This is a genomic window from Fictibacillus gelatini DSM 15865 (assembly GCF_000430745.1).
In the GTDB taxonomy this organism is placed as follows: Bacteria; Bacillota; Bacilli; order Bacillales; family Fictibacillaceae; genus Fictibacillus_A; species Fictibacillus_A gelatini.
The window spans coordinates 1-6,636 of sequence record NZ_AUMP01000065.1 but is presented as its reverse complement, the minus strand read 5'-3'; the positions used below and the strand labels follow the sequence as shown (position 1 = coordinate 6,636).

The 6,636-nt window shown below is 41.0% G+C and carries 9 protein-coding genes; 4 read left to right on the top strand and 5 right to left on the bottom strand.

Features of this window, described 5'->3' with window-relative positions:
- The 4 genes from H538_RS0117825 to H538_RS0117810 all read right to left on the bottom strand — a co-directional run.
- Positions 1-321: hypothetical protein (locus tag H538_RS0117825; protein ID WP_026678745.1), on the bottom strand; the 321-nt coding region annotated here is incomplete at its 3' end.
- An 86-nt stretch (positions 322-407) separates the two neighbouring features.
- A complete protein-coding gene (locus H538_RS0117820; protein ID WP_026678744.1) occupies positions 408-1,199 on the bottom strand; it encodes a DUF817 domain-containing protein in 792 nt (263 codons plus the stop codon).
- A 53-nt stretch (positions 1,200-1,252) separates the two neighbouring features.
- Positions 1,253-1,474 (bottom strand): helix-turn-helix domain-containing protein, encoded by a 222-nt coding sequence (locus tag H538_RS0117815; RefSeq protein ID WP_026678743.1) that lies wholly within the window; start codon positions 1,472-1,474, stop codon positions 1,253-1,255.
- Positions 1,475-1,484: 10 nt separating this feature from the next.
- The gene (locus tag H538_RS0117810) at positions 1,485-1,967 is read right to left on the bottom strand and encodes a DUF2975 domain-containing protein (protein ID WP_026678742.1); all 483 of its coding nucleotides are present in this window, start codon (positions 1,965-1,967) and stop codon (positions 1,485-1,487) included.
- A gap of 174 nt (positions 1,968-2,141) precedes the next feature.
- Between H538_RS0117810 and H538_RS0117805 the strand changes: the two genes are divergently transcribed.
- The gene (locus tag H538_RS0117805; RefSeq protein ID WP_026678741.1) at positions 2,142-2,819 is read left to right on the top strand and encodes a YdeI/OmpD-associated family protein; all 678 of its coding nucleotides are present in this window, start codon (positions 2,142-2,144) and stop codon (positions 2,817-2,819) included.
- A gap of 257 nt (positions 2,820-3,076) precedes the next feature.
- Entirely contained in the window at positions 3,077-4,951 is a 1,875-nt protein-coding gene (htpG, locus tag H538_RS0117800) for a molecular chaperone HtpG (RefSeq protein WP_026678740.1), read from the top strand.
- Positions 4,952-5,341: 390 nt separating this feature from the next.
- Here htpG and H538_RS0117795 read toward each other — a convergent pair whose 3' ends face one another.
- Complete coding sequence (locus H538_RS0117795) at positions 5,342-6,022, bottom strand: GyrI-like domain-containing protein (RefSeq protein ID WP_026678739.1); 681 nt, start codon at positions 6,020-6,022, stop codon at positions 5,342-5,344.
- A 90-nt stretch (positions 6,023-6,112) separates the two neighbouring features.
- On the opposite strand from H538_RS0117795, the gene H538_RS24295 reads away from it, so the two are divergent.
- Both H538_RS24295 and H538_RS0117785 read left to right on the top strand, forming a co-directional pair.
- The gene (locus tag H538_RS24295) at positions 6,113-6,388 is read left to right on the top strand and encodes a hypothetical protein (RefSeq protein WP_051291545.1); all 276 of its coding nucleotides are present in this window, start codon (positions 6,113-6,115) and stop codon (positions 6,386-6,388) included.
- A 60-nt stretch (positions 6,389-6,448) separates the two neighbouring features.
- Positions 6,449-6,636, top strand: a 188-nt coding sequence (locus tag H538_RS0117785) for a transposase (RefSeq protein WP_026678738.1), incomplete at its 3' end; no start/stop codon positions are given.

Below are 6,636 nucleotides of genomic sequence, written 5' to 3'. Positions count from 1 at the left end.
ATCCGTTAATATCCAAGGGGTTGAACACGCAAATACCACTCCTAAAATCGAACGCCAGATAACTTCCGATGAACCCCGGCTTGCCCCACCTTGCATTTCCTCGAAATAGATTTTCAAGAGATTAAAAGCAAAGAGAGTGTCTGCAATTGTTGTAGCGAAAATAAACACCCAATCATACATTTGCTCTAAATACTTGTATTTTGAAAAATCAGTAGGATTTATTACATACAGATCAAGCCATTTCATTGCTACCCTTCCGAATTCCTTGGCTAATTCGTTCAACATGTCTTTAAAGCTGTCAACCGGATTAAAAATGCTCATTTCTTCACCCTCCTTAAATTAGTTCATTACTAACGAACATAAATTTGTACAGAGGATCCGGATTTTTGTAAGAGGGTTCTAAACAGTTATAAACATTGATTCGTTTCCATACGAGCGGAATTTTTCTCCTTAACTTGCTTTAACGTCGCTACGATAAGAAAGCTAACAATTACTAATAAGAGCCATGAACTCACCTTTCCTGGATGAACGAGACTCCATGATTCGGTTTGATTTGGATATTCCCAGGCTCCAAAGAACGTTGCAATATTTTCCGCGATCCATATAAAAAAACCGATGAGGACAAAAGAGAGCGCGAGTGGCATACGGTAACGAGTTCCATTAACCTCGTATGTGACCCATGATTGCCAAAAGACAATAATCACAAGTCCGGATAACCACAGGCGGACGTCAATCCAATAATGGTGGGTAAAGAAATTCAAATAAATCGCAACTGCAAGAGGTACTACTACCAAAAATGGTGGCCACTTGATTAGTTCAACCTTAAGCCTCCTCCATGCCTGGCAAAGGTAACTTGCTACACTTGCATACATGAATCCGCTATACAATGGAACTCCAAATAGTTTAGAATATCCTTCTTCCGGATAAGACCAGGAGCCCATATGTACCTTGAAAAGTTCAAGAGCAAGTCCAATAAGATGGAACAAAGTGATCACCTTTAGTTCATCCCGTGTTTCGAGCCCGGAGCGCACCATCCACCACTGCATTAGAAGGCAGATCATGAGCAGCCAGTCATAACGTGGCAAGAAGGGAAGGGAGATGAAGTTTGTAAATGCCAAAGAGACAAAAATAACGACAGGAAACAAACAGGATAGGGCCTGCTCCCACCCAAAGTGAACGAGTTGTTTTAGTGCTCTCATGATTGACGCCTCCAAAGGTTTTTAAAAAGAAATTTTCTTTTAAGGTTAATATACTAATGCTGTGTGGCTTCATCACTTCGGTATTCTAAAATATCTCCGGGTTGACATTCCAAAGCCTTACAAATAGCCTCTAAGGTTGATAATCGAATCGCCTTTGCCTTTCCATTTTTCAAAATAGAAAGATTAGCCATCGTTATTCCAACTTTCTCCGAGAGTTCCGTGACGCTCATTTTCCTTTTGGCCAGCATCACATCAATATTGATTATAATCGCCATGTGATCCACCTCAGACCGTTAAATCGTTTTCTGATTTTATATCAATTGCCTCTTTTAAAAGCCTTTGAAGTAAAGCCGCAAAGACCGCGATTACCATGGAAGCAAAAGGAACAACCACTCCGATAAAGATGACACCCGGGGCGTCGTCTTTCTCAGCAAAGAGATAAAAGAGCGGCAAGACCAACACATGCAAGGTACTGATTGTGATGGCACAGTGTTTAATTTTCTTTAAAGATTTTACCGACAATTCGGAGAAAGCTTTATTTTTGTCAATATAGCGTAAAAGTTTGAAAGCCTGGTATAAAGCAAAGTAGAAAGGTATCGCGGATGCATAAAAAACGATGAAAACGAAATATTTTATCGAAGTAAACTCAGGAAGCAATTTTGCTGCAATATTCCCAATCTCAGGAACTAAAAAGATGCACAATGCAAGAACCGGAATCCCGATAAAAATAACTGCTATTTTTAAGAAGAGCGTTGACACTCGTTGCATAAAAAGCACCTCACTTAATGATTGTGGTCTGAGTTTAACATGGCATTTATCGTTTTACAATAAAAAAATATTGATTTATATTACATTATTATCGTTTGGGGGAGTCAACTTGCCAATGACTTGAATAACTTTTACACTAAAGGTAAAAGATGATGCGTAATAGGTGGAATAACAATGGCTAAAACAATCGTGGAAAAGCTCAACTTAACGAAATATAAAAAAGCGGCGGTATTGAATTTGCCGGAAGGGGCGGATTATTTTGAAGGGCTGGCCGGCTATGATACGGAGCTTAAGGATGCCCCGTATGATCTCATTTTTGCATTTGTGCTCGATATGGAATCTTTAAAAGCACTTGTGAATCGCGTTATCGAACATAATCAATTGAATAAAGGCGGGTATCTCTTTTTGGCTTATCCTAAAAAAGGGAATAAAGCATATCCAACGTTCATTCACCGCGATGATTTAATGGCCGGGCTCGGCGCCGATGAAGATGGCTATGTCGGGGATAGCACGATTAAATTTGCGCGCATGGTCGGGTTGGATGATGTGTTTACGGTCGTCGGACTGAAGGAAGAGGCCCGAAACAAAAATAAGGCAACTGCGAAAGCAAGCCAACGTGTGGATGATTATGCCGCAATGATCCCGGAAGTGGAAAACGATTTAAAGGACCACCCGGAATTGCTTGCCTTCTATCAATCCCTCACCCCGGGCTACCAAAAAGACTGGGCCCGTTATGTGTACAGCGCAAAACAAGAGGCGACGAAAGCAAAACGGCGCGAAGAGATGAAGATGATTCTCGGCGCCGGTTACAAAAGCCGGGACCTTTATCGTAAAGCCATTGATACCAAATAATTGGCATTAGAATATAATTAAAAAGCGCGATCGTTACTAAAAACGGACTTCCTTAATTCAGGTGAAGTCCGTTTTATTTTATTTCGTCTTCTACTCTTCCCAGTAATGTTACACGTGAAACATTGTTATTGACACCGGCAACAGTGTATGTTATTTAAGAAGTGGTTAGCACTCGAAGGGAAAGAGTGCTAATAATGTAGTCGCAAGTTTATGGTCCTATTTCATAAAAAGTTCAAGTGGCGAAAGGGGAGATTTCAATGGAAAAGAAAGAATTTAAGGCAGAATCGAAACGGCTTTTGGACATGATGATCCACTCGATTTACTCCAATAAAGAGATTTTTTTGCGTGAGCTGATTTCAAACGCGAGCGATGCGATTGACAAAATCTATTATAAAGCATTGACGGATGAGTCGTTAACGTTTGATAAAGATAGCTACTTTATTAAAGTCGAAGCGGATAAAGATAGCCGGACGTTGAAAATTACCGATACTGGGATTGGCATGACGAAAGAAGAGCTCGAGAACAACCTCGGCACGATCGCCAAAAGCGGTTCCCTTGCATTTAAAAACGAAAATGAAATTAAAGATGGCCATGATATTATCGGACAATTCGGCGTCGGGTTTTATTCTGCTTTCATGGTTGCCGACAGCGTGACGGTCATCAGCAAGGCGCTCGGGCAAGAGGAAGCGTACAAATGGGAATCGGAAGGGGCTGACGGGTATACAATTGAGCCGTTCGAAAAAGAAGCAGTCGGCACAGAGATCATTCTCAAAATCAAGGAAAATACGGAAGACGAAGAGTATGATGAATTTCTTGAAGAATACCGCTTAAAATCAATTATTAAAAAGTACTCGGATTTCATTCGCTACCCGATCAAGATGGATGTAATGGGTAGAAGACTGAAAGAAGGAAGCGACAATGAGTACGAGGATTATAAAGAGGAACAAACGATCAACAGCATGGTTCCGATTTGGAGAAAGAACAAAAATGAACTGACCGAAGAGGATTATAAGAATTTTTATCATGAAAAACGATACGGCTTTGACAACCCGATCAAGCATATTCATATTAAAGTCGATGGTACTGTAAGATACAATGCGATTTTATTCATTCCGGAGCGGATTCCATTTGATTACTATTCGAAGGAGTTTGAAAAAGGACTGGAGCTCTACTCCAACGGCGTGCTCATTATGGAAAAATGCCCGGATCTTCTCCCGGACTATTTCAGCTTCGTCAAAGGGATGGTCGATTCAGAAGATTTGTCACTAAACATTTCAAGGGAGATTTTGCAACAAGATAAGCAGTTGAAATTCATTGCAAAGAATATTAAGAGCAAAATCAAAAAAGAATTGGAAAGCCTCTTAAAAAATGACCGCGAGAAATACGAGTCTTTCTATCAATCGTTTGGCCGGCAGCTGAAATTCGGCATTTATAATGATTTCGGCCGGGATAAAGAAACGCTGCAAGACTTATTGATGTTCTACTCATCAAAAGAGAAGAAACTGGTCACATTAGATGAATACGTATCAAGAATGCCAGAAGACCAAAAATACATTTATTACGCGACTGGCGAATCGAATGAACGAATCGATAAAATGCCGCAGACCGAGCTTGTGGCCGACAAAGGCTATGAAATTTTATACTTCACTGATGATGTCGATGAATTCGCGATCAAAATGCTCATGTCCTACAAGGAGAAAGAGTTCAAATCAGTATCCAGCGGCGATTTAGGCATTGAAGAAAACGAAAACAAAACAGAAACCGAAGAGAAAGAAAATAAAGAGCTTCTTGACTACATGAAAGAAGTTTTGTCCGGAAAAGTAAAAGATGTCCGGGTTTCAAAACGGTTAAAGTCACATCCGGTATGCCTGGCAGCAGAAGGTGACGTCTCGATTGAAATGGAAAAAGTGTTAAGCGCTATGCCGAACAACCAGAACATTAAAGCGGACAAGATTTTGGAGATCAACGTGAACCACGATGTATTTGCTTCGTTAAAAGCCGCGTTTGAACAGGATAAAGAAAAAGTAAAACTGTATACCAATTTATTATACAACCAGGCTTTGCTCATCGAAGGATTGCCTATACACGATCCGGTCGAGTTTACAAACGATATTTGCAAAGTGATGGTTTAATGAGAAGAGGAGCGTCCCCGGTTTTGGGGGCGCTCTCCTTTTTTTATTTGGAGAAAAATTCATCTAAGGTCATGGCGACCCGGGCGCCCGGCTCCTTTGCTCGCCTTCCCTGCAGCGGCAACTTTCACTTAGACGAATAAGTTCCCTTGATAGACGAATAAACTCCAAATTAGACGAATATCGGCTTAAGCCTTCAAAAATAAAAGAACAATCCCCGATAAGATGGCAAAAAAAGAAGTCCCTTTTACGGGGACTGTTGAAAAATCATTATATACGCGCACAAATTTCAAGAAAATAATGGTTATGCATCGCCGCCCGGTGAAAGCCGGCGTTTCCTGTTGATATTTGTGATGTCCACGCTTTTTTCTACGACAACGAAAGAGACCTATGTTAGTCGCTGCTTAATGGAACATATATCGTATACTCCTGGCCTGTGCCGCGTTTGAAAATTTCAAGGCTATAGGCATCAGGGTCGTGGTTTAAGCCTTGTTTCCTTAACTTTTCGAGGGCGTAAAAATAAGTTTCATCAAACTCTTCCCGGTCTAAGTCACCATCATGGGTGTAGACGGCGTATTCACGTGCCGGAAGAGTAAGGCTCACCATGTTCGGGGGAATGGAGACCGGCCTTGCCACTTCTACGCCCGCGATGTAATGATAAATTCGGTTTTTACTAAGGACGGCTCCAGTAAACGTTCCCTCCTTTTTAACCGATTGAATTTCGCCTCGTCTATTTTCAATCTCTTTCCAGAGCCGTGGCCGTATCGCCTTTGCCATATAAAACGCCGTGAAAGGGGCTTTCAATTCCACTCCGACAACATGGGTAACAGGCTTTATCACGCGGTTAATCGCCTTGGCTATGCCGGGTGCCTTCGCTTTATTTTTCATGATGCTGTACCCTCCATTTTTTCCTGGTTGTGAAAAAAGGGGGACGCCAAGACCGCTTAATTCCTGCAAGTATCGAAGCATCGTCCGGTAAGAGACTCCAAATTCCTCTGCAAGTTCCTCCACTGTAAAATGCTCTTTTTTGTATACCCGCATCATCAGTTCAATCATTCGCTCGGTTTTCGGCACGTTTTCTCACCCTATTTTTAATAATCTGACAGGTTCTGTCACATTATCAGTATATAATGGAGGGGAAAACAAGGAAAGGGAGTGATTGACATGTCAGTTGAACAAAAGAATAAAGCCGTTTTGGTTTCTAAAGAGGCGTTTCAAGCGGTTGGATTGAAGTGGGAAGGCACTTTTGAAGAAGCGGCGGCAGGGGGAATTCGTCTTATTCATGAAGAAATGCATCAACGGTTAAAGGAAATCCGCCATGTTGTAAATGGTGATACGTTGCTTGGGCTATCGTACCATGCCGATTCGGACAATACAGGCTTCATTCATGAGGCCACTGAAAAAGTCCCCCGAAAAAAGTGTGATTCCCAAAATATATAAGGAAGTAACACTTTTTTTATGTAATAATTAACTTATCAAATTCTCGTGGGTGGTATAAAGATGATTCAAAAACAACAATCTATGGTTTTCAGTCCTTTTATGGGGATTTACGATTTGGTTATTCCTAAAGATCACTTATTACGAAAAATAAATGAGCTAGTTGATTTTTCCTTTGTTTACGAGGAATTGAAAGATAAATATTGTCATGATAACGGTCGAACTGCTATCGATCCGATCTGTATGTTTAA

Coding starts and splice junctions, on each gene's coding strand:
- H538_RS0117820 (WP_026678744.1), bottom strand. CDS start 1,199: ATGAGAGCACTAAAACAACTCGTTCACTTTGGGTGGGAGCAGGCCCTA.
- H538_RS0117815 (WP_026678743.1), bottom strand. CDS start 1,474: ATGGCGATTATAATCAATATTGATGTGATGCTGGCCAAAAGGAAAATG.
- H538_RS0117810 (WP_026678742.1), bottom strand. CDS start 1,967: ATGCAACGAGTGTCAACGCTCTTCTTAAAAATAGCAGTTATTTTTATC.
- H538_RS0117805 (WP_026678741.1), top strand. CDS start 2,142: ATGGCTAAAACAATCGTGGAAAAGCTCAACTTAACGAAATATAAAAAA.
- htpG (WP_026678740.1), top strand. CDS start 3,077: ATGGAAAAGAAAGAATTTAAGGCAGAATCGAAACGGCTTTTGGACATG.
- H538_RS24295 (WP_051291545.1), top strand. CDS start 6,113: ATGTCAGTTGAACAAAAGAATAAAGCCGTTTTGGTTTCTAAAGAGGCG.